Below are 25,961 nucleotides of genomic sequence, written 5' to 3'. Positions count from 1 at the left end.
ATTCAACCCCGGTCACTTACTTATGTAAGCTCCCGGGGATTTCATAACTTGCCGCCTGCCTGCAACGCGAAATTCTTGGAAAATTGCGAGGTGGTTTTTATCTTTTCTCCCGGCATGTAGGCCGGATAAGCGTCAGCGCCATCCGGCTTTCTTTTAGCGCTTCTCCCAGCCGTCATGCTGGGCGGTAAAACCTAACGCCTGCATAAACGCGGCCATCACGCTGCGGTCTTCAACACCGACATCCGCCATCCACCACGACGAGACGTTGGGATTATCGCGGATGACTTCTTCTACCAGGTATTGCCCGACGCCGCGGCGACGGGTGATTTCACGCACGCGTAAGGAATCCAGCGCGCCCTGCGTTCCGCTCAGCGTCACTCTTACGGCGCCCAACAAACGCTCGTTAAACCGCGCGGCATAAATCCGGTGCGTTTCATCTACGCTTAATGAGGAGGCGGAATATTCCGGCCAGATTTTGCCCAGATCGATCTGATCCTGAGCGCTAAAGTGTTCTAAACGAAGAATGGTCAGCTTCATCGACGGCTTGTCCCGATTTCAAAAGATGCGATCAGTGTACCGAAACAGGCAGGCCAGATGCTTTCTCTTTTTTGTGTCATTTACCAGGTTATTAATTTTTTAACAACGATAATTACAGTTTGAAGCATTAGAGAATGGAAAACAGGCAGCATAATTCCCTGAATGCTAGTGAATTATTCCGCTTAATGTGCCGTTATTTTATGCTGACAAGCGTGCTTTTTTTTGTTTATCTATAGCGAAAAGCAGAATATTATCTTTTCTTAATAGACTGAAAAATAGAGATTTTAATCTTATTATGCTTTAAATGCTGCGCTAACTCATTAATGAGTCAGTAAAAAGCGCACCATTTATAAAAAGTACAGTCTGCTTTTTAACCAGCAAAAAACAAAACATATAACATCACGAATGGGGATACAGGCACATGAAACGGAAAGCGAAAACAATAATCGCAGGGATTGTTGCATTAGCAGTCTCGCAGGGGGCAATGGCAGATGATATTAAAGTCGCCATAGTCGGGGCGATGTCCGGCCCGGTAGCACAATGGGGCGATATGGAATTTAACGGCGCGCGCCAGGCCATTAAAGACATCAACGCTAAAGGCGGTATTAAAGGCGATAAGCTGGTCGGCGTAGAGTACGATGATGCCTGCGATCCAAAACAGGCGGTGGCGGTGGCCAACAAAATCGTTAACGACGGTATTCAGTACGTTATTGGTCACTTGTGTTCTTCTTCTACTCAGCCAGCATCCGATATCTATGAAGATGAAGGTATTCTGATGATCTCCCCGGGGGCGACTAACCCGGAGCTGACCCAGCGCGGCTATCAGTACATTATGCGTACCGCCGGACTGGACTCCTCCCAGGGGCCAACGGCCGCGAAATACATCCTGGAAACGGTGAAACCGCAGCGCATCGCTATCATTCACGATAAACAGCAATACGGCGAAGGACTGGCGCGCTCCGTGCAGGATGGCCTGAAGCAGGGCAATGCCAATATTGTCTTTTTTGATGGTATTACCGCCGGTGAAAAAGATTTCTCCGCCCTGATTGCTCGCTTGCAAAAAGAGAATATCGACTTTGTGTATTACGGCGGCTACTACCCGGAAATGGGGCAGATGCTGCGCCAGGCACGGGCTAATGGCCTGAAAACGCAATTTATGGGGCCGGAAGGCGTGGGTAACGCGTCGCTGTCCAATATTGCGGGCGGTGCGGCGGAAGGCATGTTGGTGACGATGCCAAAACGTTATGACCAGGACCCGGCGAATAAAGCGATTGTCGAGGCGCTGAAAGCCGACAAGAAAGATCCCAGCGGTCCGTATGTCTGGATCACCTACGCCGCCGTCCAGTCGCTGGCGACCGCAATGACGCGTAGCGCCAGCCATGCTCCGCTGGATCTGGTGAAAGATCTTAAAGCGAACGGGGCTGATACCGTTATTGGGCCGCTGAAATGGGATGAAAAAGGCGATCTTAAGGGATTTGAATTTGGCGTCTTCCAGTGGCACGCCGACGGCTCGTCAACCGTCGCGAAGTAATGCCAGAAGATAAGTTATCCCACCGCCCGCACGCCGGGCGGGTTTAAAAAGGTTACCTTATGTCCGAGCAGTTTCTCTATTTCTTGCAGCAGATGTTTAACGGCGTCACGCTGGGGAGCACCTACGCGCTGATTGCTATCGGTTATACGATGGTGTACGGCATTATCGGCATGATCAACTTCGCTCATGGCGAGGTGTATATGATCGGCAGCTACGTCTCTTTTATGATCATCGCCGCGCTAATGATGATGGGAATAGACACCAGTTGGCTCCTGGTGGCCGCCGGATTTATCGGCGCGATTATTATTGCCAGCGCCTACGGCTGGAGTATCGAGCGAGTCGCTTACCGGCCCGTGCGCAACTCCAAGCGCCTGATTGCCCTGATTTCCGCCATCGGGATGTCCATCTTCCTGCAAAACTACGTCAGCCTGACGGAAGGTTCGCGCGACGTGGCGTTACCCAGCCTGTTTAACGGCCAGTGGATTGTGGGCAGCAGCGAAAACTTTTCCGCGTCCATCACCACCATGCAGGCGGTTATCTGGATAGTCACCTTTCTGGCTATGCTGGCGCTCACCATTTTCATTCGCTACTCCCGGATGGGCCGCGCCTGCCGCGCCTGCGCGGAGGATCTGAAAATGGCCAGCCTGCTCGGCATTAATACCGACCGCGTCATTGCGCTAACGTTTGTTATCGGCGCGGCAATGGCGGCGGTGGCGGGCGTGCTGCTCGGTCAGTTCTATGGCGTAATTAACCCCTACATCGGTTTTATGGCCGGGATGAAAGCGTTCACCGCGGCGGTGCTGGGCGGTATTGGCAGCATCCCGGGCGCGATGATCGGCGGTCTGATTTTGGGCGTTGCCGAAGCGCTCTCGTCTGCATATTTAAGTACCGAATATAAAGATGTCGTATCGTTCGCTCTGCTGATTCTGGTACTGCTGGTGATGCCGACCGGTATCCTGGGGCGTCCGGAGGTAGAGAAAGTATGAAACCGATGCATATTGCGATGGCGCTATTCTCTGCGGCGATGTTCTTCGTTTTGGCTGGCGTCTTCATGGGCGTACAACTGGAGCTGGACGGCACCAAACTGGTGGTGGATACCGCCGCCGACATCCGCTGGCAGTGGATCTTTATCGGTACGGCAGTGGTTTTTTTCTTTCAGTTGCTGCGTCCGATGTTCCAGAAAGCGGTGAAGCACGTCTCCGGACCGAAGTTTATTCTGCCGGCGATCGATGGCTCTACCGTTAAGCAAAAGCTGTTTCTGATGGCGCTGTTGGTTATCGCCGTGGCATGGCCGTTTATGGTGTCGCGCGGTAGCGTCGATATCGCCACCATGACCATGATTTATATCATCCTCGGTCTGGGGCTGAACGTGGTGGTGGGGCTGTCCGGTCTGCTGGTATTGGGCTACGGCGGCTTTTACGCCATCGGCGCTTATACCTTTGCGCTGCTCAACCACTATTATGGTTTGGGTTTCTGGACCTGTCTGCCGCTGGCGGGACTGGTCTCCGCCGCCGCCGGTTTCCTGCTCGGCTTCCCGGTACTGCGTCTGCGCGGCGACTATCTGGCGATTGTGACGCTCGGTTTCGGCGAAATCGTCCGTATCCTGCTGCTCAACAACACGGAAATTACCGGCGGCCCGAACGGTATCAGCCAGATCCCCAAACCGACGCTATTTGGTCTGGAGTTTAGCCGCAACACCCGAGAAGGCGGCTGGGATACCTTCAGCAATTTCTTTGGCGTGAAGTACGACCCATCCGACCGGGTCATTTTCCTCTATCTGGTGGCCCTGTTGCTGGTGGTCCTGTCGCTGTTTGTCATTAACCGCCTGCTGCGTATGCCGCTGGGCCGGGCGTGGGAAGCGTTGCGTGAAGATGAGATCGCCTGTCGCTCATTAGGTTTAAGCCCGACGCGCATCAAGCTGACCGCTTTTACTATCAGCGCCGCGTTTGCCGGTTTCGCCGGGACGTTGTTTGCCGCCCGCCAGGGCTTTGTCAGCCCGGAATCTTTCACCTTCGCCGAATCCGCCTTCGTGCTGGCGATTGTGGTGCTGGGCGGAATGGGCTCGCAGTTTGCGGTGATCCTGGCGGCGGTTCTGCTGGTGGTGTCGCGCGAGTTGATGCGCGACTTCAACGAATACAGCATGTTGATGCTCGGCGGTTTGATGGTGTTGATGATGATCTGGCGCCCGCAGGGATTGCTGCCGATGACGCGTCCGCAGTTGAAGCTGAAAAGTGGTCAGGCGAAAGGAGAGCAGGCATGAGTCAGCCATTATTAGCGGTTAACGGCCTGATGATGCGCTTTGGCGGTTTGCTGGCTGTCAACAATGTATCGCTGGAATTGCGTGAGCGGGAAATTGTGTCGCTGATTGGCCCTAACGGCGCGGGTAAAACGACGGTGTTTAACTGCCTGACCGGTTTTTATAAGCCGACAGGCGGTACGATCATGTTGCGCGAGCGGCATCTGGAAGGATTGCCGGGCCAGCAGATCGCCCGCATGGGCGTGGTACGTACTTTCCAGCATGTGCGTCTGTTCCGTGAAATGACGGTGATTGAAAACCTGCTGGTGGCGCAGCACCAGCAATTGAAAACGGGCCTCTTTTCCGGCCTGTTGAAAACGCCCGCTTTCCGCCGCGCGCAAAGTGAAGCGCTGGACCGCGCGGCGACCTGGCTTGAGCGTATTGGCCTGCTGGAACATGCCAATCGCCAGGCCAGTAATCTGGCCTACGGCGACCAGCGCCGGCTGGAGATTGCCCGCTGCATGGTGACGCAGCCAGAAATTCTGATGCTCGACGAACCGGCGGCCGGCCTTAACCCGAAAGAGACCAAAGAGCTGGATGAGCTGATTACCGAACTACGTAACCATCACAACACCACTATCTTGCTGATTGAACACGATATGAAGCTGGTGATGGGAATTTCCGACCGTATTTACGTGGTGAACCAGGGCACGCCGCTGGCGAACGGCACGCCGGAAGAGATCCGCAACAACCCGGACGTCATCCGCGCTTATCTGGGTGAGGCATAAGATGGAAAAAACGATGTTAACGTTTGAAAAAGTCAGCGCCCACTACGGCAAGATTCAGGCGCTGCACGACGTCAGTCTGCACATCAACCAGGGGGAAATCGTTACCCTGATTGGCGCTAACGGCGCGGGGAAAACGACGCTGCTTGGCACCTTGTGCGGCGATCCGCGCGCCTCCAGCGGACGGGTGGTGTTTGACGGTAAAGACATCACCGACTGGCAGACGGCGAAAATCATGCGTGAAGCGGTGGCGATAGTGCCGGAAGGGCGGCGCGTCTTCTCGCGGATGACGGTAGAAGAGAACCTGGCGATGGGCGGTTTTTTTGCCGAGCGCGATCGGTTTCAGGAGCGTATCAAATGGGTGTACGAGCTGTTTCCGCGCCTGCATGAACGCCGTATCCAGCGAGCGGGCACCATGTCCGGTGGCGAACAGCAGATGCTGGCGATTGGCCGCGCGCTGATGAGCCAGCCGAGGCTATTGCTGCTGGATGAACCGTCGCTGGGGCTGGCGCCGATCATCATCCAGCAGATCTTCGACACCATTGAGCAGTTGCGCGAGCAGGGTATGACCATCTTCCTTGTCGAGCAGAACGCCAACCAGGCGCTGAAGCTCGCCGACCGCGGTTATGTGCTGGAAAACGGCCACGTGGTGCTATCCGATACCGGTGATGCGCTGCTGGCGAACGAAGCGGTGCGCAGCGCCTATCTGGGCGGTTAGACTGTGCCAGGGGGAAGCGCGTGCGCCGCCCCCGGTAACGGCAAGCGGTAAAATTTTTCAAAAGAGCCTGATGGCTCTTTTTTTGTACATGTTTGTTGTACAATAAACATGTACAACTGGGGAGGTGTTTATGCGTACGGTTAACTATAGCGAAGCGCGGCAAAATCTGGCCGAAGTCCTGGAAAGTGCGGTGACGGGGGGCCCTGTCACCATCACGCGTCGTGGGCATAAGTCCGCAGTGATCATCAGCGCCGAGGAGTTTGAGCGTTATCAGACGGCGCGAATGGATGATGAGTTTGCTGCCATTATGGCGGTTCATGGCAATGAGCTCAGGGAGCTGGCGGATAAATGACCCTACAACTTATCTCAGCGGAAGAGATAATTCAGTTTCACGACAGGCTTCTCCGCGTTACGCCTGGTGTAACAGGCATGCCTGATCCTGAGCGCGCGGAAGCGCTAATGTACCGGGTACTCAATCAAATCGAATATGAAGGGGTGACCGACGTGTGGCTGCTGGCGGCAATGCATTTGCTCACTATATCCCGTGGGTATATCTTCAATGATGGTAACAAACGCACCGCCTTATTTATTACGCTGCTGTTTTTAAAGCGTAACGGGATCTCACTCGCTGCGAATCCGGATTTTGTCGATATGACAGTCGATGCGGCGGCAGGGCGGCTTACGCTGGAGCAAATTGCCGTTCGCTTACGTGCCTGAGACGTTAATCCCGGCGACGCTCCGCCTGGTTGGGTTACGGCATGTGCGCCGCCCCCGAGAATAATGTCGTACCTATCCGTGCCGTAGCTCCCACTTTTCTTTTCCGGCGCTTTCACTGCCTTGCCATCTCTCTGTCGCCTTACTATCTTTTTTTTGTAATAAAAAAGTTATTTTTCTGTCATTCGAGCATGTCATGTTACCCCCGCGAACATAAAACGCGTGATATCGCGCATCCCGGCACAAAAAGAGAGATAACCGATGATATCGTTACGACATACAGCTTTAGGACTGGCGCTGAGTCTGGCATTTACGGGTCAGGCGTTGGCCGTCACCACTATTCCATTCTGGCATTCAATGGAAGGGGAGTTAGGCAAAGAAGTTGATTCACTGGCGCAACGTTTCAACCAGGCCAATCCGGATTACAAAATCGTTCCGGTCTATAAGGGGAACTATGAACAGAACCTGAGCGCCGGGATCGCGGCATTCCGTACCGGCAACGCGCCGGCAATATTGCAGGTTTATGAGGTTGGGACGGCGACCATGATGGCCTCGAAAGCCATTAAGCCGGTTTATGAAGTGTTTAAAGACGCCGGTATTAACTTTGACGAGTCCCAGTTTGTACCAACCGTTGCAGGCTACTACACCGATGCTAAAAGCGGGCATCTGCTCTCCCAGCCCTTTAACAGCTCCACGCCGGTACTGTACTACAACAAAGACGCCTTTAAGAACGCCGGTTTAGATCCGGAACAGCCGCCGAAAACCTGGCAGGAGCTGGCTGACTATACCGCGAAACTGAGAGCGGCAGGCATGAAATGCGGTTACGCCAGCGGCTGGCAAGGTTGGATCCAACTGGAAAACTTCAGCGCCTGGAACGGTCTCCCCTTCGCCAGTAAAAACAATGGTTTTGACGGTACAGATGCGGTGCTGGAGTTTAATAAGCCAGAGCAGGTGAAACATATCGCACTACTGGAAGAGATGAATAAAAAAGGCGATTTTAGCTATGTTGGGCGTAAGGACGAGTCTACCGAGAAGTTTTATAACGGTGACTGCGCGATGACAACCGCGTCCTCCGGCTCGCTCGCCAATATCCGCCAGTATGCCAAATTTAACTATGGCGTGGGTATGATGCCGTACGACGCTGATATCAAGGGCGCGCCGCAAAACGCCATTATCGGCGGAGCCAGCCTATGGGTCATGCAGGGTAAAGATAAAGAAACCTATACCGGCGTCGCCAAATTCCTCGACTTCCTGGCAAAACCGGAAAACGCTGCTGAATGGCATCAAAAAACCGGCTACCTGCCGATTACCACCGCCGCCTACGAGCTGACCCGCGAGCAGGGTTATTACGATAAAAACCCCGGTGCGGATATCGCCACTCGCCAGATGTTGAATAAGCCGCCGTTACCCTTCACCAAAGGCTTGCGTCTGGGCAATATGCCGCAGATTCGTACCATCGTGGACGAAGAGCTGGAAAGTGTCTGGACCGGGAAGAAAACCCCACAACAGGCGTTGGATACCGCAGTGGATCGCGGGAATCAGTTGCTGCGTCGTTTTGAGAAAGCAAGCAAATCTTAAGTGTATAAGTGCCTGATGGCGCTGCGCTTATCAGGCCTACAGCGTTTGTAGGCCGGATAAGGTGCTTGCACCGCCATCCGGCACCTTCCAGGAAAAGAACCTTCATGTCATCATCCCGTCCGGTGTTCCGCTCGCGCTGGCTGCCGTATTTACTGGTTGCTCCGCAGTTGGTTATCACCGTTATTTTCTTTATCTGGCCTGCGGGCGAAGCGCTGTGGTATTCGCTGCAAAGCGTCGATCCGTTTGGTTTTTCCAGCCAATTTGTCGGGCTGGAGAATTTTGTCGCGCTTTTTCACGACAGTTATTATCTCGACGCCTTCTGGACGACGATTAAATTCAGCGCGCTGGTCACGTTTAGCGGCCTGCTGGTCTCGTTGTTTTTCGCCGCCCTGGTGGATTACGTGGTGCGCGGCAGCCGTTTTTATCAGACGCTGATGCTGCTGCCTTATGCCGTCGCGCCCGCCGTCGCCGCCGTATTGTGGATTTTCCTGTTTAACCCGGGGCGGGGATTAATCACCCATTTCCTTGGCGAATTCGGCTATGACTGGAACCACGCGCAAAACAGCGGTCAGGCGATGTTCCTGGTGGTATTTGCGTCAGTATGGAAGCAGATTAGTTACAACTTTTTATTCTTCTTTGCCGCGCTGCAATCCATTCCCCGCTCGCTGGTGGAAGCGGCGGCCATTGACGGCGCCGGGCCGATTCGTCGTTTCTTCCGGCTTTCTTTGCCGCTTATTGCGCCGGTCAGTTTCTTCCTGCTGGTGGTCAACCTGGTGTATGCCTTTTTCGACACCTTCCCGGTGATCGACGCCGCGACCGCCGGCGGGCCGGTACAAGCCACCACGACGCTGATTTATAAGATTTATCGCGAAGGGTTTACCGGCCTGGATCTCTCGGCGTCCGCCGCGCAGTCGGTGGTGTTGATGTTCCTCGTCATCATTCTGACGGTGGTGCAGTTCCGCTATGTGGAAAGTAAGGTGCGTTACCAATGATAGAGAATCGTCGCGGGCTGACAATATTCAGCCATACCATGCTGATTCTGGGGATCGCGGTCATTTTGTTTCCGCTGTATGTCGCGTTTGTCGCGGCGACGCTGGACGACCGCGCGGTGTTTGAGACGCCGATGACGCTGCTTCCCGGCACGCAGTTACTGGAGAATATCAAAACTATTTGGGTCAACGGCGTCGGTGTTAATAGCGCGCCATTCTGGCTGATGATGCTTAACAGTTTCATTATGGCGTTCAGCATTACGGTAGGCAAAATCACGGTATCTATGCTTTCCGCATTCGCCATCGTCTGGTTTCGTTTTCCCCTGCGTAACCTGTTCTTCTGGATGATTTTTATCACCCTGATGCTGCCGGTTGAAGTGCGTATCTTCCCGACGGTGGAAGTGATCGCCAACCTGAAAATGCTCGACAGCTATGCCGGTCTGACGCTACCGCTGATGGCGTCCGCTACCGCCACTTTCCTGTTTCGTCAGTTCTTTATGACGCTTCCGGATGAACTGGTGGAGGCGGCCCGTATTGACGGCGCGTCGCCGATGCGCTTTTTCCGCGACATCGTGTTGCCGCTGTCAAAAACCAACCTGGCGGCGTTATTCGTCATCACCTTTATCTACGGCTGGAACCAGTATCTGTGGCCGCTGTTGATTATCACCGACGTGAATCTTGGCACTGCCGTAGCGGGTATCAAAGGGATGATCGCCACCGGCGAAGGTACCACGCAATGGAACCAGGTGATGGCCGCGATGCTGCTGACTCTGATTCCCCCGGTCGTAATTGTGTTAGCCATGCAACGGGCGTTTGTGCGTGGTTTAGTGGACAGTGAGAAATAACATGGCAGGACTGAAATTACAGGCAGTAACCAAAAGCTGGGACGGCAAAACCCAGGTCATTCAACCGCTGACGCTGGACGTGGCGGATGGCGAATTTATTGTGATGGTCGGGCCGTCCGGCTGCGGCAAATCAACGTTGTTGCGGATGGTGGCCGGTCTGGAACGCGTGACCAGCGGCGATATCTGGATTGATCGCAAACGGGTCACCGAGATGGAGCCCAAAGATCGCGGCATCGCGATGGTATTTCAGAACTATGCTCTTTATCCCCATATGAGCGTAGAGGAGAACATGGCGTGGGGGCTGAAAATTCGCGGTATGAGCAAAGCGCATATTGAAGAACGCGTGCGGGAGGCGGCGCGCATTCTGGAGCTGGACGGCCTGCTTAAACGCCGTCCACGCGAGCTTTCCGGCGGTCAACGGCAGCGCGTGGCAATGGGGCGCGCGATCGTCCGCGAGCCGGCAGTCTTCTTATTCGACGAACCGCTCTCTAACCTCGACGCCAAGCTGCGCGTACAGATGCGTCTGGAGTTACAACATCTGCATCGTCGCCTTCGTACCACCTCGCTCTATGTTACTCACGATCAGGTAGAGGCGATGACGCTGGCCCAGCGGGTGATGGTGATGAATAAAGGCGTCGCAGAACAGATTGGCACGCCGGTAGAGGTGTATGAAAAACCGGCCAGTCGCTTCGTGGCGAGCTTTATTGGCAGCCCGGCGATGAATCTGTTGGACGGCGTTATCAGCGCTTCCGGCGACCGTTTCGAATTGCCTGGCGGTCTGGCGTTGCCGATAAGTGCGGACTATCGGGGTCATGCCGGACGTAAAATGACGCTGGGTATCCGCCCGGAGCATATTGCGTTAAGCTCGCAGGCGGAAGGCGGCGTGCCGTTAACGGTAGACACGCTGGAGATTCTGGGCGCGGATAATCTGGCGCATGGGCGCTGGGGCGATCAGAAACTGGTGGTGCGGTTGGCGCATCAGCAGCGCCCGGCGGCGGGCAGTACGCTATGGCTGCATCTGCCGGAACATCAGCGGCATCTTTTTGATGGCGAAACAGGACAACGTGTATGAGTAACTGGCCTTATCCCCACATTGTCGCCCATCGCGGCGGCGGTAAACTGGCGCCGGAAAACACTCTGGCGGCGATTGACGTGGGCGCGCGATACGGGCACACCATGATTGAGTTTGATGCCAAGCTGTCGAAAGACGGCGAAATTTTCCTGCTGCATGACGATAACCTGGAGCGCACCAGCAATGGTTGGGGCGTGGCGGGCGAGTTGAACTGGCAGGATTTATTGCGTGTGGACGCTGGCGGTTGGTTTAGCGGCGAATTTAAAGGCGAGCCGCTGCCGCTGCTCTCGCAGGTGGCGGAGCGCTGCCGTAAACACGGCATGATGGCGAATATTGAGATCAAACCGACAACGGGGAGCGGAAAGCTAACAGGACGCGTCGTGGCGTTGGCCGCCCGCGAACTGTGGGCCGGGATGACGCCGCCGCTGCTTTCTTCCTTTGAGATAGAGGCGCTGGAGGCGGCGCAGGCGGCAGCACCTGAACTGCCGCGCGGGTTACTGCTGGATAAATGGCGTGAAGACTGGCGTGAACTGACGACCCGTCTGGGTTGTGTTTCCCTCCATCTCAACCATAAATTACTCGATGAGACGCGAGTGCAAGAGATTAAGGCCGCGGGTCTGCGGATTCTGGTGTATACCGTCAATCAGCCCCAGCGGGCGGCAGAGCTGCTGCGCTGGGGCGTGGATTGTATCTGCACCGATCGCATTGATGACATCGGCCCTCACTTTCAGTTTTAAGGGCTGATAGTTTTCAGCGGGATGTCAGGCTGCGGCGTCCCGCTGTCCTGCTGCAACATTGGCTGGGAATGGTTTAGCATCCGGTCCGGATTTCCGCTGCCGCTGAGCATTCCGCCCTGCGTATTGGGCAGCGTTTGCTGACCGAGCATACCGTTGCCCGGCTGTCCCTGCTGAACCCGCTGCGTATTGGCATTCAACTGCGACTGTAGATTTTGCTGCTGGCTGCGCGCCTGCGTTTGCATCTGTTGTTTCAACATACCCTGCTGCTGAATCTGCTGCGTTTGCATCTGCGTCTGCATACGCTGCTGGCTGGGGATCTGATAACCTGGCTGATTAGGATTATTCATAGTGTTAATTGGCTGGGCCAATACAGCAAAGGGTAACAAAGCCGTAATAAGTAGTAAGCGTTTCATTGTCGTCTCCTCCCGATGAGGCCTCTTTTTAAGTGTACCTCTATTTCGCCATGATGATGATTTTTTAAGCGTTGTGGACCAGGATTTAACGGGACATACACCCATTTATCTGGAGAAAAACAACGATGAAACCAACGTTTATGCGCTGGGTGGCGATCGCCGCTCTGCTGGCCGGGGGGACGTTTAGCGCGGTGGCCAATCCTCCCGTCGCGCCGCCAGTCTCCTATGGTGTTGAAGAAGATGTCTTTCATCCTGTGCGGGCGACGCAAGGGATGGTGGCGTCCGTGGATGCAATGGCGACGCAGGTTGGCGTGGATATCTTAAAGCAGGGCGGTAATGCCGTGGATGCCGCCGTCGCCGTGGGCTATGCGCTGGCTGTGACGCATCCGCAAGCCGGGAATCTGGGCGGCGGGGGATTTATGCTGCTGCGCACCAAAGACGGTAACACTACGGCGATTGATTTTCGTGAAATGGCGCCGGCTGGCGCGACCCGTGATATGTTCCTCGACGATCAGGGTAACGCCGATGCGAAAAAGTCGCTGACGTCGCATCTGGCATCCGGTACACCGGGTACCGTGGCGGGGTTCTCGCTGGCGCTGGAGAAATACGGCACGATGCCGCTGAATAAAGTGGTGCGTCCGGCGATGAAGCTGGCGGAAGAGGGTTTTGTGGTTAACGATGCGCTGGCCGACGACTTAAAAACTTACGGCAGCGAAGTGATCCCCAACCATGAGAACAGCAAAGCCATTTTCTGGAAAGACGGCGAGCCGCTGAAAAAAGGCGATAAGCTGGTCCAGAAGAATCTGGCGAAAAGCCTGGAAATGATTGCCGAAAACGGCCCGGATGCGTTTTATAAAGGGGCGATTGCTGACCAGATTGCCGGAGAAATGCAGAAGAACGGCGGTCTGATGATCAAAGAGGATTTAGCCAGCTATAAAGCCGTTGAGCGTACGCCAATCAGCGGTGACTATCGCGGGTATCAGGTCTTCTCCATGCCGCCGCCATCCTCGGGCGGTATTCACATCGTACAGATCCTTAATATTCTTGAAAATTTCGACATGAAGAAGTACGGCTTTGGCAGCGCCGATGCCATGCAAATCATGGTGGAAGCGGAAAAATACGCCTACGCTGACCGCTCAGAGTATCTGGGCGATCCGGACTTTGTGAAAGTGCCGTGGCAGGCGCTGACCCACAAAGCCTATGCGAAAACGCTGGCCGATCAAATTGATATCAACAAGGCCAAACCTTCCAGCCAGATAAAACCGGGCAAGCTCGCCCCGTATGAAAGCAACCAGACCACCCACTTCTCGGTGGTGGATAAAGACGGCAATGCCGTGGCGGTGACCTATACCCTGAACACCACCTTCGGCACAGGAATTGTGGCGGGAAATACCGGTATTCTGCTGAATAATCAAATGGATGATTTTTCTGCTAAACCCGGTGTACCTAATGTTTATGGCCTGGTGGGCGGCGATGCTAACGCGGTCGGTCCGAAGAAGCGTCCGCTGTCGTCGATGTCGCCCACTATTGTGGTAAAAGATGGCAAAACCTGGCTGGTGACCGGCAGTCCTGGCGGGAGTCGAATCATCACTACCGTGCCGCAAATGGTAGTGAACAGCATTGATTTTGGCATGAACGTCGCCGAAGCGACCAACGCGCCGCGTTTCCATCATCAATGGTTGCCGGACGAACTGCGGGTAGAAAAGGGCTTCAGTCCCGATACGCTGAAGTTGCTGGAACAGAAAGGGCAGAAAGTGGCGCTGAAAGAAGCGATGGGCAGCACCCAAAGTATTATGGTTGGACCGGATGGTGAACTGTATGGCGCTTCCGACCCGCGTTCGGTGGATGATTTAACGGCGGGATACTGATTTTTAATTCCAGGCCCGGTGTCAGACACCGGGCTATTTGCAGATTATGCCGTGAGTAATCGGGCTGGATTATCAATACAAAGCTTGCGCAGAGTATCGTTGTCTACTCCGCGAGCAGCCAGATAGGCGAGGAAGACATTCGGGACAAACCCCCAGCCATTTCCGCCATTTTTCGCCCACATCTGTTTGAGAAAAACATCATGGCTTAAAACGATTTGGTCGGCGTAACCCAGTGCAATCAGATTCGCTACTGCATCTGCGGTCTCCTGAACGCCCGGCGCGACACCTTCTTTTGGAAAGGTGATGTCCAGACCAATCATGTCAAATTCAAGCCATACGCCGCGGTCGAGCATTTTACGTTGATAGACGACATCTTTTCCTGAAGGGTCCGAATGCGCCAGCGAGACTTTTGCCGGAGAGACGTTCATTTCTTCCAGCACGATATCCAGCACCTCATCCCCCAGCCGCAGCCACCCTGGCATATGGATATTCATCGCCGTGTGGGGGTTGTTACATTGTGCCAGAGACGCTGCCCGCAGGCTGTTACGCTCCGCTTGGGTAAACGCGGGGGATACGCCGATTTCACCGATCATGCCAGCGCGAATATCCGTCTCGCCAATACCCTGATTCAGTTCTTTATCAATGAGTGAGGCTAACAGCTCAACAGGTTTATGGATCCGGGTGCTTTCAAATTTCTCCAGATAAGGTCCGGATGACGCAACGATATTCAAACCCGTTTTTAAGGCAACTTCTCGTAGCGCTGAGGCGTCCCGTCCAATGGATTCTGAACCGGTGGCGTCGACAATCGTCCTGCCGCCCAAAGACATAAAGTTATTGATTTCGAAGATAACATCATCAATCTCTTTGCGGTCCATGTTATCGGCGCAGCAGTATGGGTCGTGTTTCAGCCCCCACTGCAGGTCAGCACTGACTTTCTTTCCCACCAGTTGCTGTGAAAAAGCATAATGTGGCTCGTCTACGACCGAAGACAGATCGTTAAACAGATGTTCATGCGGTAGCGTCAGCCCCATATCCGTATGCGCCACCGGGCCTGTTACGGTTTGCAGGAAACCTTTCATTCTGACACCTCCATTCTTTGCGCCATTTTGGATGCTCTGTATTCAGGGATGGTGGTCACAATCGCACCGACTAACGCGAACAGCGTACCGATGATGGTGACCAGGTAGACCGTATTGCCTAATGAAGGGATCAATTCATCAATTAGCACTGAGCCAAGCAGTTGGCCTGCTGTTGACGCTACGCCCAGCATCAATAGCCCTAAGCCTCTCACCAGAATCGCCATTAGCCCGATGGACAGCAGACCCAGCGGACCACCGAGATACATCCACCATGTATCGGGTAACTGAATGGTGACATGGCCTAATGCGATACGTATCGCCAGCGCTGCGCCCAGGACACAAAAGCCGACGATGAAGTTCCATGTAATGGACACCAGCATGGAGCCCGTTGCCTCGGCGACTTTCGCATTCCCCGCAGGCTGCCAGCCAGCGAGTAACCCTGCCAAAAAGGGGAGGATAGCGAGCAGGATAAACGAGGTTGAGTGCCACTGTGGCGACACGACAAAAATGGTGGCGATAACGGCGAACAATGCGCCAGTAATGCGCCATGGCGTAAAATATTTCTTCTCCTCCACACCGATGCCAAAACGGTCGCACAGCAGGCCGGAAAGAAGCAGGGCAGAAATTAATGCCGTTTGAAAGGTGGCAACGCCCAGCGCGCTGGCGGATGCGCCTTCAGAAAATACGACCATAGCCCCGCATAATCCTGCAAACCAATTCCATAGCGGGATTTTTCTCTTTTTAATCAGAGTAGGGATTGAGGCGAATTGCTGGCGTGTTTCTTTGCGCGCAATAATAATAAAAAACATGACGACCAGACCGCTGGCAAACGAGATTACTGCGCAAGCATTACCGTCTTGTAACCAATGTCCTAACTGCCCATTAACGGCAGACTGCATCGGGGAAAGCATACCGGCTAAGATGGTGGCAAGCATCAGTAAGGGGGTTGAGTACTTATTCTTGTTCATACATCAATCCTTATATTTTATAAAAGGAGTAACTTTCGTTACTCCATTGTTTTTTATTTTCTGGCGATGAATTGAAGCGTGTTGACCCACAGGTCGGTATAAAATGGCCATGACATAAACTGCTGGGTTCCCCAGTGTGGGGAGCAGTCACTCATAAAGCAGGCGGTTTTACCCTGTTGGTATTCACCGAACACTAACAATGGGTCATTATTTATTGTTAATACGACATCGGCATCGTCTCTGGCGACGGCCTGGTTATATCCAAGAAATACTGGATAATCTGAGAACCCGTTAACAACAGGATGTTCAGGTGAGACAGCCTCAGCACAGATACCCTCTGGCTTTTCTACCCGGTCATCGCCATCAAGCATAATAACTGGCAGAACCTCAGCAAGAACGGTGTTCTTATAATTGGCTTTTGCCTCAATACCCATAAATGACAGATAACCGCCAATCATGAGTAGTCCACCGCCATTTTTGACGTACTCTTTAATGGACTCCAGAGCGTTTGGTTTTATTTTTAGCTGATAAAATGTCTCGTTTTGCAACAGGAAGGTATTACTACCAATGTCGCTAATAACAATCACATCGTAACGGTTTAATTCGTCAATACTCTCTGGAAAGGCAATTTGTACCGTGTGGGCAGGCATGTAATCAATATCAACGCCGCCTTTCCTCAAGCATTCCAGTAACCATGTAGCGCCTTCTTCATATTTACTGGAGGTGAAACTGTCATAACCTTTTGAATGAATCATATGAATATGCCAGGATTCTCCAATAAAGAGCACCTTTAGTTTTTTCTGCGTATTGTTCATAGTCTGCTCCTTGATTTAGTGAGTAGAGATAGTTTGTTTGTAATGTGAACCCTGAATACGATGAAGAACGGAGTCGTTTTCCGGCATATCAGAGGCATTAGGCGTTTCAACCGCAAGTGAGGCAAATGCGCTGGCGTAGCACAATGCGGATGCCAGTGACTTTCCTTTTGCAAGACCAGATGCGAGGGCGCCATTGAAAGCGTCACCCGCTCCCGCCGTATTTTTTACAACTGCCGGAAATGCCGGGGAATAGATGAATTGTGTGCCATCATAAGCAAGCGAACCTTTGCTACCTAATGTAATAATGGTATTTTTGACGCCTTTCTGATGAATAATTTTGGCCTCGCATTTGGCTGATTCGATATCATTAACCGCCATATTGGCCAGCAGGCCTGCTTCCGTTTCATTTGGCGTAATATAGTCAATGTTATCAATGATGGTGTTAACCATGTCATTGTATGGCGCTGGATTGATGATGACCGGTATGTCATTTTTTTGTGCGAGACGAATTGTTTGCTGCAGCGCTTCGTAATTCGTCTCCAGTTGGACAAGAACAATATCTGAATGAACAATGGCTTCTTTCTGAATGGTGATTTCATCAGGGGAAATTGTCATGTTGGCGCCAGGGTAGATAGCGATGACGTTATCTCCGGTATCTCCATTCACCATGATGGTTGCTGTACCTGTTTGTGTTTCTTTGGTCTGGTAGATAACACTTTTATGGATTTTTGATGAGTTTATAAAATTAATGGCGTAATCGCTAAAATGGTCTGAGCCGACTTTAGTAATAAAATGCACATCAGAGTCGGCATAGCTTGCTGCTAATGCCTGATTACATCCCTTACCGCCGGGTGAAAAAATAAATTTATCGGCCAGCAATGATTCTCCCGTTGAGGGTAATCTCGGTAGATAACTGATAATATCAACATTGAACGAGCCAATAACACATACATTATTTTTCATGGCAGAGAGACCTTTTTTTATTTTCTGCGCTGATTCATATTTTTCCAGCACATAAGCAATTTCATTTTTTGCGACGTTATCAAGAGAATCAAGGGTAATAAATGCACCACCATGACAGCGAGTAAGATATCCCTGTCCGGCAAGTTCATTGAGATCTGAACGAATAGTTTCCTTTGTTACCTTGAGACTTTTCGCCAGATTTGAAACTTTTACAACTCCCGAAATACTGAGTTCCTTCAATATTCTATGATGGCGTTCAAATTTCATTTTTTACCTCACCGTGGTTAAATTAGTCCCGGGAGGGGTATATTGTTGTGATTGTCACCATAAAGTGATGGCAGAAACCAAAAAAAAACAAAAATGTAATATTAATTTTGCTAAAATTACGGAAAAAACGGTGATAAAGCTTAAAGTGGTAATAACCATGAAATTCAGATGGTTATTGTTTTGATATAGGGGAAGTAGGTTGCAATAACTGGAATGTTGTGAAGGTTTGTGACGTTTCGCCCCACAGGGTGGGGCGGGGAAGCGCTATTTCACGCGCGCCATAAAGTACGCATCAACGTACTCACCGTTGCGCAGGCCGTATTTCTTACCAGTGCCTTCGATTTCAAAGCCGTACTTCTTATACACCGCCACGGCGGGCTCGTTATCAACAAACACCGTTAACTCGATACGGTCAACGCGCAGCCAGTTGTCACACATGTCGATCATCGTGCGGATCAGCGCGCTGGCAATGCCGCGATTGTGCCACCGGGCATCCACGCAGATACCAAAATCGGCCACGTGGCTGCGACGGGGACGTTGGGTGACCTGAATAGAAAGATGGCCAACGACAATATCGTCAATGCAGGCAACCAGTTGTTTAACCCCGGCTTGCTCGGTTAGCCGCGCCTGCCACATTTCGAGGGAAGGATGAGGAACCTGTAGCGTGTTGTGGTACACCTCCGGCTGGGCGTGGATCTGACGAATGGCATCGTAATCTTTCGGTTCAGCGTGGCGTATCACTATTTCACTCATTCCTTATCTCCTGCAGGGTTAATTGTGTATTTACACTCGCTGAGAAAGAAAATTCCGTCAACCGCATTTTTTTGCAAAAAGAAGTAGACAACTGCGAATGAGAATGATTATTATTGCCTTGCATTCAGGGGAACCCCTACGGAGAACCTGAAAGCACGACATTGCTCACATTGCTTCCAGTATTATTTTGGCCAGCTTTTGCTGGCTTTTTTTTGGGTTTTGTTTCAGCCTGGCTTACTTGTTATTTTGTCCCCGGGAAGTGCTCGTGCTCCTCACGTACATTTAGTACGCTCCGGGCCCTGCGCGCTTGCCGTGAACAAACTGACCGCGACGCCGACGGCCGATCTTGAGGCATCTGCTTTTGTAGGCCCAAAAAGGCAACGCCGCATCCGGCAAAGAATCCAACATTCAGTCTCCTCACGCTTTACGCTATGGTGTAGACAATCATCTTCAAAAGGATCGTCTCATGACCTTACACTGCGCATTTATTGGATTCGGCAAAAGTACCACCCGTTACCATCTCCCCTATGTTCTGAATCGGAAAGATACCTGGCATGTCGCGCATATTTTCCGTCGTCACGCTAAACCGGAAGAGCAGGCGCCGCAGTATTCGCATATTCACTTCACCAGCGATCTGGATGAGGTGTTGGGCGATCCGCAGGTAAAACTGGTGATCGTCTGTACGCATGCTGACAGCCATTTCGAATACGCTAAACGCGCGCTGGAAGCGGGTAAAAATGTGCTGGTTGAGAAACCTTTCACGCCGACGCTGGCGGAGGCAAAAGTGTTGTTCGACCTGGCGCGAAGCAAAGGACTGACCGTCACGCCGTATCAGAATCGGCGTTTTGATTCCTGTTTTCTTACTGCTAAAAAAGCGATTGAGAGCGGGAAACTGGGCAAGATTGTCGAAATTGAAAGCCATTTCGATTATTACCGCCCGGTAGCAGAAACCAAACCGGGCCTGCCGCAGGACGGCGCATTCTATGGACTTGGCGTCCACACCATGGATCAAATTATTTCGCTATTTGGCCGTCCGGATCATGTCGCGTATGACATTCGTAGCCTGCGTAATAAAGCGAATCCGGATGACACCTTTGAAGCGCAACTGTTTTATGGCGATTTGAAGGCTATCGTTAAAACCAGCCATCTGGTGAAAATTGACTATCCGAAGTTTATTGTTCACGGCACCAAAGGTTCGTTTGTGAAATACGGTATCGATCAACAAGAAACCAGCCTGAAAGCGAACATTATGCCCGGTGAACCCGGTTTCGCCGCTGACGAATCCGTCGGCGTGCTGGAATATGTTAACGATGACGGCGTGACCGTGAAAGAAGAGGTGAAACCGGAAACGGGTGACTATGGTCGCGTCTATGATGCGCTGTACCAGACGTTGACCGTCGGTATGCCTAATTACGTCAAGGAATCTGAAGTTCTTACCAACCTGGAAATCCTCGAGCGTGCTTTCGAACAGGCATCGCCTGCGACGATAACCCTCGCTAAATAGCCCTTACAGACTCCTCTGCGCTTATTCATATTTTTTGAACAGAGGAGTCAGTTTTCACCCTCTATGATCCCGGACGGAATGAGTCCACACTTATTCCATCGAAAACATCTGGGGATGAACACAATGATCTACTTACGCAAAGCAAACGACCGCGGTCATGCGAATCATGGCTGGCTTGACTCCTGGCATACTTTTTCTTTTGCCGATTATTACGATCCGAACTTTATGGGGTTCTCGGCGCTGCGTGTGATTAACGACGATGTGATCGACGCAGGCCAGGGGTTCGGCACGCATCCGCATAAAGACATGGAAATTTTGACCTATGTGCTGGAAGGTGCCGTAGAACACCAGGACAGTATGGGCAATAAAGAACAGGTTCCGGCCGGTGAATTCCAGATTATGAGCGCCGGGACCGGCGTTCGCCACTCCGAGTACAACCCGAGCAAAACGGATCGTCTGCGGCTGTACCAGATCTGGATCATTCCGCAAGAAACCGGCATCACGCCGCGCTACGAACAGCGTCGCTTCGACGCCGCGCAGGGCAAGCAACTGGTGCTTTCGCCAGATGCTCGCGATGGTTCGCTGAAGGTCCACCAGGATATGGAGCTGTACCGCTGGGCGCTGCTCAAAGATGAGCAGTCGGTGCATCAGATTGCCGCTGAGCGCCGCGTCTGGATACAGGTGGTAAAAGGTAACGTGACTATTAACGGTACTAAAGCCACCACCAGCGATGGCCTGGCGATTTGGGATGAGCAGGCAATCTCGATTCATGCCGACAGCGACAGCGAAGTGTTACTGTTTGACCTGCCGCCAGTCTAACGTGCTGTAACCTTTTGTAGGCCGGATAAGACGCGAAAGCGTTGCCATCCGGCTTTTCATCGTTTGTCATTAATTCCGCACGTCCGTGGTAAACTGGGCAAATCTATCCCTTTTATACCTTTCAGGACGATGAAAAAGAAAAGACCCGTACTTCAGGATGTAGCCGACCGTGTGGGCGTGACCAAAATGACGGTCAGCCGTTTTTTGCGTAATCCGGAGCAGGTCTCCGTCGCGCTGCGGGGTAAAATTGCGGCTGCGCTTGATGAGCTCGGGTACATTCCTAATCGCGCGCCTGACATTCTTTCCAACGCCACCAGCCGCGCCATTGGCGTTCTGCTGCCGTCTTTAACCAACCAGGTCTTTGCGGAAGTGTTACGCGGCATTGAGGCTGTCACCGACGCGCATGGTTATCAAACCATGCTGGCGCACTACGGCTATAAACCGGAGATGGAGCAGGAGCGCCTGGAATCGATGCTCTCCTGGAATATCGACGGCCTGATCCTCACTGAGCGTACCCATACGCCGCGCACCTTAAAAATGATCGAAGTCGCCGGGATTCCGGTGGTGGAACTGATGGACAGCCAGTCGCCGTGTCTCGATATTGCCGTCGGTTTTGACAACTTCGAGGCCGCCCGTCAGATGACCGCCGCGATTATCGCGCGTGGTCATCGTCATATCGCCTATCTGGGGGCGCGCCTCGACGAACGTACTATCATCAAGCAGAAGGGCTATGAACAGGCGATGCGGGACGCCGGTCTGGTTCCTTACAGTGTGATGATGGAGCAATCTTCATCCTACTCTTCCGGTATCGAACTCATGCGCCAGGCGCGACGCGAATACCCACAGCTTGACGGTATTTTTTGCACCAACGATGACCTGGCGGTGGGGGCGGCCTTCGAATGCCAGCGCCTGGGGCTAAAAATCCCGGACGACATGGCGATCGCCGGGTTCCACGGTCATGACATCGGCCAGGTGATGGAACCGCGTCTGGCAAGCGTCCTGACGCCGCGCGAGCGAATGGGCAGCATTGGCGCGGAACGTTTGTTAGCCCGCATTCGCGGCGAAACGGTCACGCCGAAAATGTTAGATTTAGGTTTCACCTTGTCACCGGGCGGATCTATTTAGTCTGACAACTTTGAAGTAGCTCACACTTATTCACTTTTGGCACGAATGGTCATTGCGTCGTGAATGGTGCGGTTGGACAATGTTACTGATAACAGTTACCCGTAACAAATTTTGCAACTTGTAGAGTGGGGGCCCGCTTTGAGCACGACTAATCATGATCACCACGTTTACGTTCTGATGGGCGTATCAGGCAGCGGTAAATCCGCTGTCGCAAGCGCCGTGGCGCATCAGCTTCATGCCGCGTTTCTGGACGGCGATTTTCTGCATCCGCGCTGCAATATTGAAAAAATGGCTTCCGGCGAGCCGTTGAATGATGATGACCGCAAACAGTGGTTACAGGCGCTGAACGACGCCGCTTTCGCGATGCAGCGAACCAATAAAATCTCGCTGATCGTCTGTTCCGCACTGAAAAAACACTATCGCGACCTGCTGCGCAAGGGAAACCCGAACCTCTCCTTTATCTATCTGAAAGGTGATTTCGACGTCATTGAAAGCCGTCTGAAAGCGCGCAAAGGCCATTTCTTCAAAACCCAGATGCTGGTGACGCAGTTTGAAACGCTGCAAGAGCCGGGTGCCGACGAACGCGATGTTCTGGTGGTGGATATCGACCAGCCGCTGGAAGGCGTCGTGGCGAGCACCATTGAGGTCATCAATAAAGGCAGTACGCTGTGAGTACATTAACACTGGTTTTAACCGCCGTCGGTTCCGTCTTACTGCTGCTGTTTTTGGTGATGAAGGCGCGTATGCACGCCTTCGTCGCGTTAATGGTCGTCTCGATGGGCGCGGGGCTTTTTTCAGGGATGCCGCTTGATAAAATCGCCGCGACCATGGAAAAAGGGATGGGCGGCACGCTGGGATTCCTGGCGATTGTGGTCGCGCTGGGGGCGATGTTCGGCAAGATTCTGCATGAAACCGGCGCGGTCGATCAGATAGCCGTCAAGATGCTTAAATCCTTTGGCCATAACCGCGCGCACTATGCGATTGGCCTTGCCGGGCTGATTTGCGCGCTCCCGCTATTCTTTGAAGTGGCGATTGTGCTGCTGATAAGCGTGGCGTTCTCTATGGCGCGTCATACCGGCACAAACCTGGTGAAGCTGGTCATTCCGCTGTTTGCGGGCGTGGCGGCAGCCGCGGCGTTTTTGTTGCCTGGGCCTGCGCCGATGCTGCTGGCTTCCCAGATGCATGCTGATTTCGGCTGGATGATCCTGATTGGGCTGTGCGCCGCCATTCCTGGCATGATTATCGCCGGGCCGCTGTGGGGGAATTTTATCAGCCGTTACGTTGAGCTGAGTATTCCTGACGACATTACCGAGCCGCATCTGGGCGAAGGCAAAATGCCTTCTTTCGGCTTCAGCCTGTCGCTGATCCTGCTGCCGTTGGTGCTGGTAGGACTGAAAACGATCGCCGCGCGCTTTGTGCCGGAAGGTTCCACCGCTTATGAATGGTTTGAGTTTATCGGCCACCCCTTCACTGCGATTCTGGTCGCTTGTCTGGTAGCGATTTACGGCCTGGCGATGCGCCAGGGGATGCCGAAAGACAAAGTGATGGAAATCTGCGGCCACGCGCTACAACCGGCGGGCATTATTCTGCTGGTGATTGGCGCAGGCGGGGTATTTAAACAGGTACTGGTTGACTCCGGCGTCGGCCCGGCGCTGGGCGAAGCGTTAACCGGCATGGGACTGCCGATTGCCATTACCTGCTTTGTGCTGGCGGCGGCGGTGCGCATCATTCAGGGTTCCGCGACCGTGGCGTGTTTAACCGCGGTCGGTCTGGTGATGCCGGTCATTGAGCGACTGAATTTCTCCGGCGCGCAGATGGCGGCGCTCTCTATCTGTATCGCCGGCGGTTCAATTGTGGTTTCTCATGTTAACGACGCCGGCTTCTGGCTGTTCGGTAAATTTACCGGCGCGACCGAAGCGCAGACGTTAAAAACCTGGACGATGATGGAAACTATCCTCGGTACGGTCGGCGCGATTGTCGGGATGATTGCTTTCCAACTGCTGAGCTGAGTCTTGTTGCCCGGTGGCGCGGTGCTTACCGGGCCTGGAAACGGGCACATATCGACACCGTAAGCCGGGTAAGGCGTAATCGCTACCCGGTTTTTTTATTGAGGTGTGCATGGCAATCGCCCAACGACATTTTGCCTCGCCATGTTTCAGTACGCGCATAAAAGCAGGAAAATTTCTACGCTGATCCATAATTAGGATCAATAAAACAGCGACGGAAATGATTCCCTTCCTAACGCAAATTCCCTGATAATCGCCACTGGACTTTCTGCTTGCGCGATAAGGCAGGATAAGTCGCATTACTGATGGCTTCGCTATCATTGATTAATTTCACTTGCGACTTTGGCTGCTTTTTGTATGGTGAAGGATGCGCCACAGGATACTGGCGCGCATATACAGCACATCTCTTTGCAGGAAAAAAACGCTATGAAAAATGTTGGCTTTATCGGCTGGCGCGGAATGGTCGGCTCTGTTCTCATGCAACGCATGGTAGAGGAGCGCGATTTCGACGCTATTCGCCCTGTTTTCTTTTCTACCTCCCAGTTTGGACAGGCGGCGCCCACCTTCGGCGACACCTCCACCGGCACGCTACAGGACGCTTTTGATCTGGATGCGCTAAAAGCGCTCGATATCATCGTGACCTGCCAGGGCGGCGATTATACCAACGAAATTTATCCAAAGCTGCGCGAAAGCGGATGGCAGGGTTACTGGATTGACGCGGCTTCTACGCTGCGCATGAAAGATGATGCCATTATTATTCTCGACCCGGTCAACCAGGACGTGATTACCGACGGCCTGAACAATGGCGTGAAGACCTTTGTGGGCGGTAACTGTACCGTTAGCCTGATGTTGATGTCGCTGGGCGGTCTCTTTGCCCATAATCTCGTTGACTGGGTATCCGTCGCGACCTATCAGGCCGCCTCCGGCGGCGGCGCGCGCCATATGCGCGAGCTGTTAACCCAAATGGGTCAGTTGTATGGCCATGTCGCCGATGAACTGGCGACGCCGTCTTCCGCAATTCTTGATATTGAACGCAAAGTTACGGCATTGACCCGCAGCGGCGAGCTGCCGGTTGATAACTTTGGCGTACCGCTGGCGGGAAGCCTGATCCCCTGGATCGACAAACAGCTCGATAACGGCCAGAGCCGTGAAGAGTGGAAAGGCCAGGCGGAAACCAACAAGATCCTCAATACTGCCTCTGTGATCCCGGTTGATGGTTTGTGTGTGCGCGTCGGCGCGCTGCGCTGTCACAGCCAGGCGTTCACCATTAAGCTGAAAAAAGAGGTATCCATTCCGACGGTGGAAGAACTGCTGGCGGCACATAATCCGTGGGCGAAAGTGGTACCGAACGATCGTGATATCACTATGCGCGAATTAACCCCGGCGGCGGTGACCGGCACGTTGACTACGCCGGTTGGTCGTCTGCGTAAGCTGAACATGGGGCCAGAGTTCTTGTCGGCGTTTACCGTAGGCGACCAGTTGTTATGGGGCGCCGCCGAGCCGCTGCGTCGAATGCTGCGCCAGTTGGCGTAGTGGCTATTGCAGCGCTTATCGGGCCTGCGTGTGGTTCTGTAGGCCGGATAAGGCGCGTTAGCGCCGCCATCCGGCGGGGGAATTTGTGTTAAACCAGGGGTGCATC

The 25,961-nt window shown here is 53.1% G+C and carries 28 protein-coding genes; 19 read left to right on the top strand and 9 right to left on the bottom strand.

All coding sequences use genetic code 11. The features are described 5' to 3' along the window. Positions 1 to 41: 41 nt before the first annotated feature. Complete coding sequence (locus tag N7E69_RS06905) at positions 42 to 176, bottom strand: hypothetical protein (RefSeq protein WP_001517957.1); 135 nt, start codon at positions 174 to 176, stop codon at positions 42 to 44. Continuing rightward, complete coding sequence (gene panM, locus N7E69_RS06900; RefSeq protein WP_000778873.1) at positions 154 to 537, bottom strand: aspartate 1-decarboxylase autocleavage activator PanM; 384 nt, start codon at positions 535 to 537, stop codon at positions 154 to 156. Before panM ends, N7E69_RS06905 begins: the two co-directional genes overlap by 23 nt. 421 nt (positions 538 to 958) lie before the next feature. Here panM and livK point away from each other — a divergent pair, with 421 nt between their 5' ends. The 12 genes from livK (at position 959) to ugpQ (ending at position 11,742) form a co-directional block, all read left to right on the top strand. Further along, positions 959 to 2,068 carry a high-affinity branched-chain amino acid ABC transporter substrate-binding protein LivK gene (gene livK / locus N7E69_RS06895; protein WP_000822976.1) on the top strand — a complete coding sequence of 370 codons (1,110 nt, stop codon included), beginning with the start codon at positions 959 to 961 and terminating at the stop codon, positions 2,066 to 2,068. A gap of 59 nt (positions 2,069 to 2,127) precedes the next feature. After that, entirely contained in the window at positions 2,128 to 3,054 is a 927-nt protein-coding gene (gene livH / locus N7E69_RS06890; protein ID WP_000003007.1) for a high-affinity branched-chain amino acid ABC transporter permease LivH, read from the top strand. Then, the gene (gene livM, locus N7E69_RS06885; protein WP_000803764.1) at positions 3,051 to 4,328 is read left to right on the top strand and encodes a branched chain amino acid ABC transporter permease LivM; all 1,278 of its coding nucleotides are present in this window, start codon (positions 3,051 to 3,053) and stop codon (positions 4,326 to 4,328) included. Before livH ends, livM begins: the two co-directional genes overlap by 4 nt. Next, positions 4,325 to 5,092: a high-affinity branched-chain amino acid ABC transporter ATP-binding protein LivG gene (gene livG, locus N7E69_RS06880; RefSeq protein ID WP_001751764.1), complete on the top strand. Its 768-nt coding sequence runs from the start codon at positions 4,325 to 4,327 to the stop codon at positions 5,090 to 5,092. The genes livM and livG overlap by 4 nt, the downstream gene beginning before the upstream one ends. Before the next feature lies 1 nt (position 5,093). Further along, the gene (gene livF / locus N7E69_RS06875) at positions 5,094 to 5,807 is read left to right on the top strand and encodes a high-affinity branched-chain amino acid ABC transporter ATP-binding protein LivF (RefSeq protein WP_000416114.1); all 714 of its coding nucleotides are present in this window, start codon (positions 5,094 to 5,096) and stop codon (positions 5,805 to 5,807) included. Positions 5,808 to 5,937: 130 nt separating this feature from the next. Continuing rightward, complete coding sequence (locus tag N7E69_RS06870) at positions 5,938 to 6,159, top strand: type II toxin-antitoxin system Phd/YefM family antitoxin (protein ID WP_001520924.1); 222 nt, start codon at positions 5,938 to 5,940, stop codon at positions 6,157 to 6,159. Beyond that, positions 6,156 to 6,524, top strand: a complete 369-nt coding sequence (locus tag N7E69_RS06865; RefSeq protein WP_001575091.1) for a type II toxin-antitoxin system death-on-curing family toxin — start codon at positions 6,156 to 6,158, stop codon at positions 6,522 to 6,524. Before N7E69_RS06870 ends, N7E69_RS06865 begins: the two co-directional genes overlap by 4 nt. A gap of 258 nt (positions 6,525 to 6,782) precedes the next feature. Then, positions 6,783 to 8,099, top strand: a complete 1,317-nt coding sequence (gene ugpB / locus N7E69_RS06860; RefSeq protein ID WP_000624752.1) for a sn-glycerol-3-phosphate ABC transporter substrate-binding protein UgpB — start codon at positions 6,783 to 6,785, stop codon at positions 8,097 to 8,099. A 104-nt stretch (positions 8,100 to 8,203) separates the two neighbouring features. Then, positions 8,204 to 9,091 carry a sn-glycerol-3-phosphate ABC transporter permease UgpA gene (ugpA, locus tag N7E69_RS06855; RefSeq protein WP_000099303.1) on the top strand — a complete coding sequence of 296 codons (888 nt, stop codon included), beginning with the start codon at positions 8,204 to 8,206 and terminating at the stop codon, positions 9,089 to 9,091. Continuing rightward, complete coding sequence (ugpE, locus tag N7E69_RS06850; protein WP_000572196.1) at positions 9,088 to 9,933, top strand: sn-glycerol-3-phosphate ABC transporter permease UgpE; 846 nt, start codon at positions 9,088 to 9,090, stop codon at positions 9,931 to 9,933. The genes ugpA and ugpE overlap by 4 nt, the downstream gene beginning before the upstream one ends. A gap of 1 nt (position 9,934) precedes the next feature. Next, positions 9,935 to 11,005 carry a sn-glycerol-3-phosphate import ATP-binding protein UgpC gene (locus N7E69_RS06845; RefSeq protein ID WP_000907846.1) on the top strand — a complete coding sequence of 357 codons (1,071 nt, stop codon included), beginning with the start codon at positions 9,935 to 9,937 and terminating at the stop codon, positions 11,003 to 11,005. Beyond that, positions 11,002 to 11,742 carry a glycerophosphodiester phosphodiesterase gene (ugpQ, locus tag N7E69_RS06840; protein WP_000073545.1) on the top strand — a complete coding sequence of 247 codons (741 nt, stop codon included), beginning with the start codon at positions 11,002 to 11,004 and terminating at the stop codon, positions 11,740 to 11,742. The genes N7E69_RS06845 and ugpQ overlap by 4 nt, the downstream gene beginning before the upstream one ends. Here the strand turns inward: ugpQ and N7E69_RS06835 are convergent. Then, on the bottom strand, positions 11,739 to 12,155 hold the full coding sequence (locus N7E69_RS06835; protein WP_000826041.1) for a DUF2756 family protein: 417 nt from the start codon (positions 12,153 to 12,155) through the stop codon (positions 11,739 to 11,741). The genes ugpQ and N7E69_RS06835 overlap by 4 nt on opposite strands. Before the next feature lie 125 nt (positions 12,156 to 12,280). Here N7E69_RS06835 and ggt point away from each other — a divergent pair, with 125 nt between their 5' ends. Continuing rightward, the gene (gene ggt / locus N7E69_RS06830) at positions 12,281 to 14,023 is read left to right on the top strand and encodes a gamma-glutamyltransferase (protein ID WP_000805110.1); all 1,743 of its coding nucleotides are present in this window, start codon (positions 12,281 to 12,283) and stop codon (positions 14,021 to 14,023) included. A gap of 44 nt (positions 14,024 to 14,067) precedes the next feature. Here the strand turns inward: ggt and N7E69_RS06825 are convergent, their stop codons facing one another. The 5 genes from N7E69_RS06825 to yhhY all read right to left on the bottom strand — a co-directional run bounded on the left by N7E69_RS06825 (position 14,068) and on the right by yhhY (position 18,868). Continuing rightward, positions 14,068 to 15,102, bottom strand: coding sequence for a phosphotriesterase (locus N7E69_RS06825; RefSeq protein WP_000675710.1), 1,035 nt, complete (start codon positions 15,100 to 15,102; stop codon positions 14,068 to 14,070). Next, on the bottom strand, positions 15,099 to 16,070 hold the full coding sequence (locus N7E69_RS06820; RefSeq protein WP_001038949.1) for a DMT family transporter: 972 nt from the start codon (positions 16,068 to 16,070) through the stop codon (positions 15,099 to 15,101). The genes N7E69_RS06825 and N7E69_RS06820 overlap by 4 nt, the downstream gene beginning before the upstream one ends. A 53-nt stretch (positions 16,071 to 16,123) precedes the next feature. Next, positions 16,124 to 16,885: a glutamine amidotransferase gene (locus tag N7E69_RS06815; RefSeq protein ID WP_001066509.1), complete on the bottom strand. Its 762-nt coding sequence runs from the start codon at positions 16,883 to 16,885 to the stop codon at positions 16,124 to 16,126. A gap of 15 nt (positions 16,886 to 16,900) precedes the next feature. After that, positions 16,901 to 18,115 (bottom strand): PfkB family carbohydrate kinase, encoded by a 1,215-nt coding sequence (locus tag N7E69_RS06810; RefSeq protein ID WP_000667443.1) that lies wholly within the window; start codon positions 18,113 to 18,115, stop codon positions 16,901 to 16,903. 264 nt (positions 18,116 to 18,379) lie between these two features. Further along, positions 18,380 to 18,868, bottom strand: a complete 489-nt coding sequence (gene yhhY / locus N7E69_RS06805; RefSeq protein WP_001290278.1) for an N-acetyltransferase — start codon at positions 18,866 to 18,868, stop codon at positions 18,380 to 18,382. A 466-nt stretch (positions 18,869 to 19,334) separates the two neighbouring features. Between yhhY and N7E69_RS06800 the strand changes: the two genes are divergently transcribed. The 5 genes from N7E69_RS06800 to gntU all read left to right on the top strand — a co-directional run bounded on the left by N7E69_RS06800 (position 19,335) and on the right by gntU (position 24,325). After that, complete coding sequence (locus N7E69_RS06800; RefSeq protein WP_000172394.1) at positions 19,335 to 20,372, top strand: oxidoreductase; 1,038 nt, start codon at positions 19,335 to 19,337, stop codon at positions 20,370 to 20,372. 123 nt (positions 20,373 to 20,495) lie between these two features. After that, on the top strand, positions 20,496 to 21,191 hold the full coding sequence (locus N7E69_RS06795) for a pirin family protein (RefSeq protein WP_000639789.1): 696 nt from the start codon (positions 20,496 to 20,498) through the stop codon (positions 21,189 to 21,191). Between the two features lie 129 nt (positions 21,192 to 21,320). Then, on the top strand, positions 21,321 to 22,316 hold the full coding sequence (gene gntR / locus N7E69_RS06790; protein ID WP_000730239.1) for a gluconate operon transcriptional repressor GntR: 996 nt from the start codon (positions 21,321 to 21,323) through the stop codon (positions 22,314 to 22,316). Between the two features lie 138 nt (positions 22,317 to 22,454). Further along, on the top strand, positions 22,455 to 22,988 hold the full coding sequence (gene gntK / locus N7E69_RS06785; RefSeq protein WP_000108344.1) for a gluconokinase: 534 nt from the start codon (positions 22,455 to 22,457) through the stop codon (positions 22,986 to 22,988). Further along, positions 22,985 to 24,325, top strand: a complete 1,341-nt coding sequence (gene gntU, locus N7E69_RS06780; RefSeq protein ID WP_000105954.1) for a gluconate transporter — start codon at positions 22,985 to 22,987, stop codon at positions 24,323 to 24,325. The genes gntK and gntU overlap by 4 nt, the downstream gene beginning before the upstream one ends. Here gntU and N7E69_RS06775 read toward each other — a convergent pair. Then, entirely contained in the window at positions 24,242 to 24,622 is a 381-nt protein-coding gene (locus tag N7E69_RS06775) for a MarC family protein (protein ID WP_001675843.1), read from the bottom strand. The genes gntU and N7E69_RS06775 overlap by 84 nt on opposite strands. A gap of 126 nt (positions 24,623 to 24,748) precedes the next feature. Here N7E69_RS06775 and asd point away from each other — a divergent pair, with 126 nt between their 5' ends. Continuing rightward, on the top strand, positions 24,749 to 25,855 hold the full coding sequence (gene asd, locus N7E69_RS06770; protein WP_000799940.1) for an aspartate-semialdehyde dehydrogenase: 1,107 nt from the start codon (positions 24,749 to 24,751) through the stop codon (positions 25,853 to 25,855). Positions 25,856 to 25,961: the final 106 nt, after the last annotated feature.

Source organism: Salmonella sp. 3C, from assembly GCF_025426275.1.
GTDB classification, from domain to species: domain Bacteria; phylum Pseudomonadota; class Gammaproteobacteria; order Enterobacterales; family Enterobacteriaceae; genus Salmonella; species Salmonella enterica.
Note: the sequence above shows the minus strand (reverse complement) of the source record. Positions and strands in the feature narration are given on the sequence as shown.

Coding starts and splice junctions, on each gene's coding strand:
- N7E69_RS06905 (WP_001517957.1), bottom strand. CDS start 176: ATGACGGCTGGGAGAAGCGCTAAAAGAAAGCCGGATGGCGCTGACGCT.
- panM (WP_000778873.1), bottom strand. CDS start 537: ATGAAGCTGACCATTCTTCGTTTAGAACACTTTAGCGCTCAGGATCAG.
- livK (WP_000822976.1), top strand. CDS start 959: ATGAAACGGAAAGCGAAAACAATAATCGCAGGGATTGTTGCATTAGCA.
- livH (WP_000003007.1), top strand. CDS start 2,128: ATGTCCGAGCAGTTTCTCTATTTCTTGCAGCAGATGTTTAACGGCGTC.
- livM (WP_000803764.1), top strand. CDS start 3,051: ATGAAACCGATGCATATTGCGATGGCGCTATTCTCTGCGGCGATGTTC.
- livG (WP_001751764.1), top strand. CDS start 4,325: ATGAGTCAGCCATTATTAGCGGTTAACGGCCTGATGATGCGCTTTGGC.
- livF (WP_000416114.1), top strand. CDS start 5,094: ATGGAAAAAACGATGTTAACGTTTGAAAAAGTCAGCGCCCACTACGGC.
- N7E69_RS06870 (WP_001520924.1), top strand. CDS start 5,938: ATGCGTACGGTTAACTATAGCGAAGCGCGGCAAAATCTGGCCGAAGTC.
- N7E69_RS06865 (WP_001575091.1), top strand. CDS start 6,156: ATGACCCTACAACTTATCTCAGCGGAAGAGATAATTCAGTTTCACGAC.
- ugpB (WP_000624752.1), top strand. CDS start 6,783: ATGATATCGTTACGACATACAGCTTTAGGACTGGCGCTGAGTCTGGCA.
- ugpA (WP_000099303.1), top strand. CDS start 8,204: ATGTCATCATCCCGTCCGGTGTTCCGCTCGCGCTGGCTGCCGTATTTA.
- ugpE (WP_000572196.1), top strand. CDS start 9,088: ATGATAGAGAATCGTCGCGGGCTGACAATATTCAGCCATACCATGCTG.
- N7E69_RS06845 (WP_000907846.1), top strand. CDS start 9,935: ATGGCAGGACTGAAATTACAGGCAGTAACCAAAAGCTGGGACGGCAAA.
- ugpQ (WP_000073545.1), top strand. CDS start 11,002: ATGAGTAACTGGCCTTATCCCCACATTGTCGCCCATCGCGGCGGCGGT.
- N7E69_RS06835 (WP_000826041.1), bottom strand. CDS start 12,155: ATGAAACGCTTACTACTTATTACGGCTTTGTTACCCTTTGCTGTATTG.
- ggt (WP_000805110.1), top strand. CDS start 12,281: ATGAAACCAACGTTTATGCGCTGGGTGGCGATCGCCGCTCTGCTGGCC.
- N7E69_RS06825 (WP_000675710.1), bottom strand. CDS start 15,102: ATGAAAGGTTTCCTGCAAACCGTAACAGGCCCGGTGGCGCATACGGAT.
- N7E69_RS06820 (WP_001038949.1), bottom strand. CDS start 16,070: ATGAACAAGAATAAGTACTCAACCCCCTTACTGATGCTTGCCACCATC.
- N7E69_RS06815 (WP_001066509.1), bottom strand. CDS start 16,885: ATGAACAATACGCAGAAAAAACTAAAGGTGCTCTTTATTGGAGAATCC.
- N7E69_RS06810 (WP_000667443.1), bottom strand. CDS start 18,115: ATGAAATTTGAACGCCATCATAGAATATTGAAGGAACTCAGTATTTCG.
- yhhY (WP_001290278.1), bottom strand. CDS start 18,868: ATGAGTGAAATAGTGATACGCCACGCTGAACCGAAAGATTACGATGCC.
- N7E69_RS06800 (WP_000172394.1), top strand. CDS start 19,335: ATGACCTTACACTGCGCATTTATTGGATTCGGCAAAAGTACCACCCGT.
- N7E69_RS06795 (WP_000639789.1), top strand. CDS start 20,496: ATGATCTACTTACGCAAAGCAAACGACCGCGGTCATGCGAATCATGGC.
- gntR (WP_000730239.1), top strand. CDS start 21,321: ATGAAAAAGAAAAGACCCGTACTTCAGGATGTAGCCGACCGTGTGGGC.
- N7E69_RS06775 (WP_001675843.1), bottom strand. CDS start 24,622: ATGCGACTTATCCTGCCTTATCGCGCAAGCAGAAAGTCCAGTGGCGAT.
- asd (WP_000799940.1), top strand. CDS start 24,749: ATGAAAAATGTTGGCTTTATCGGCTGGCGCGGAATGGTCGGCTCTGTT.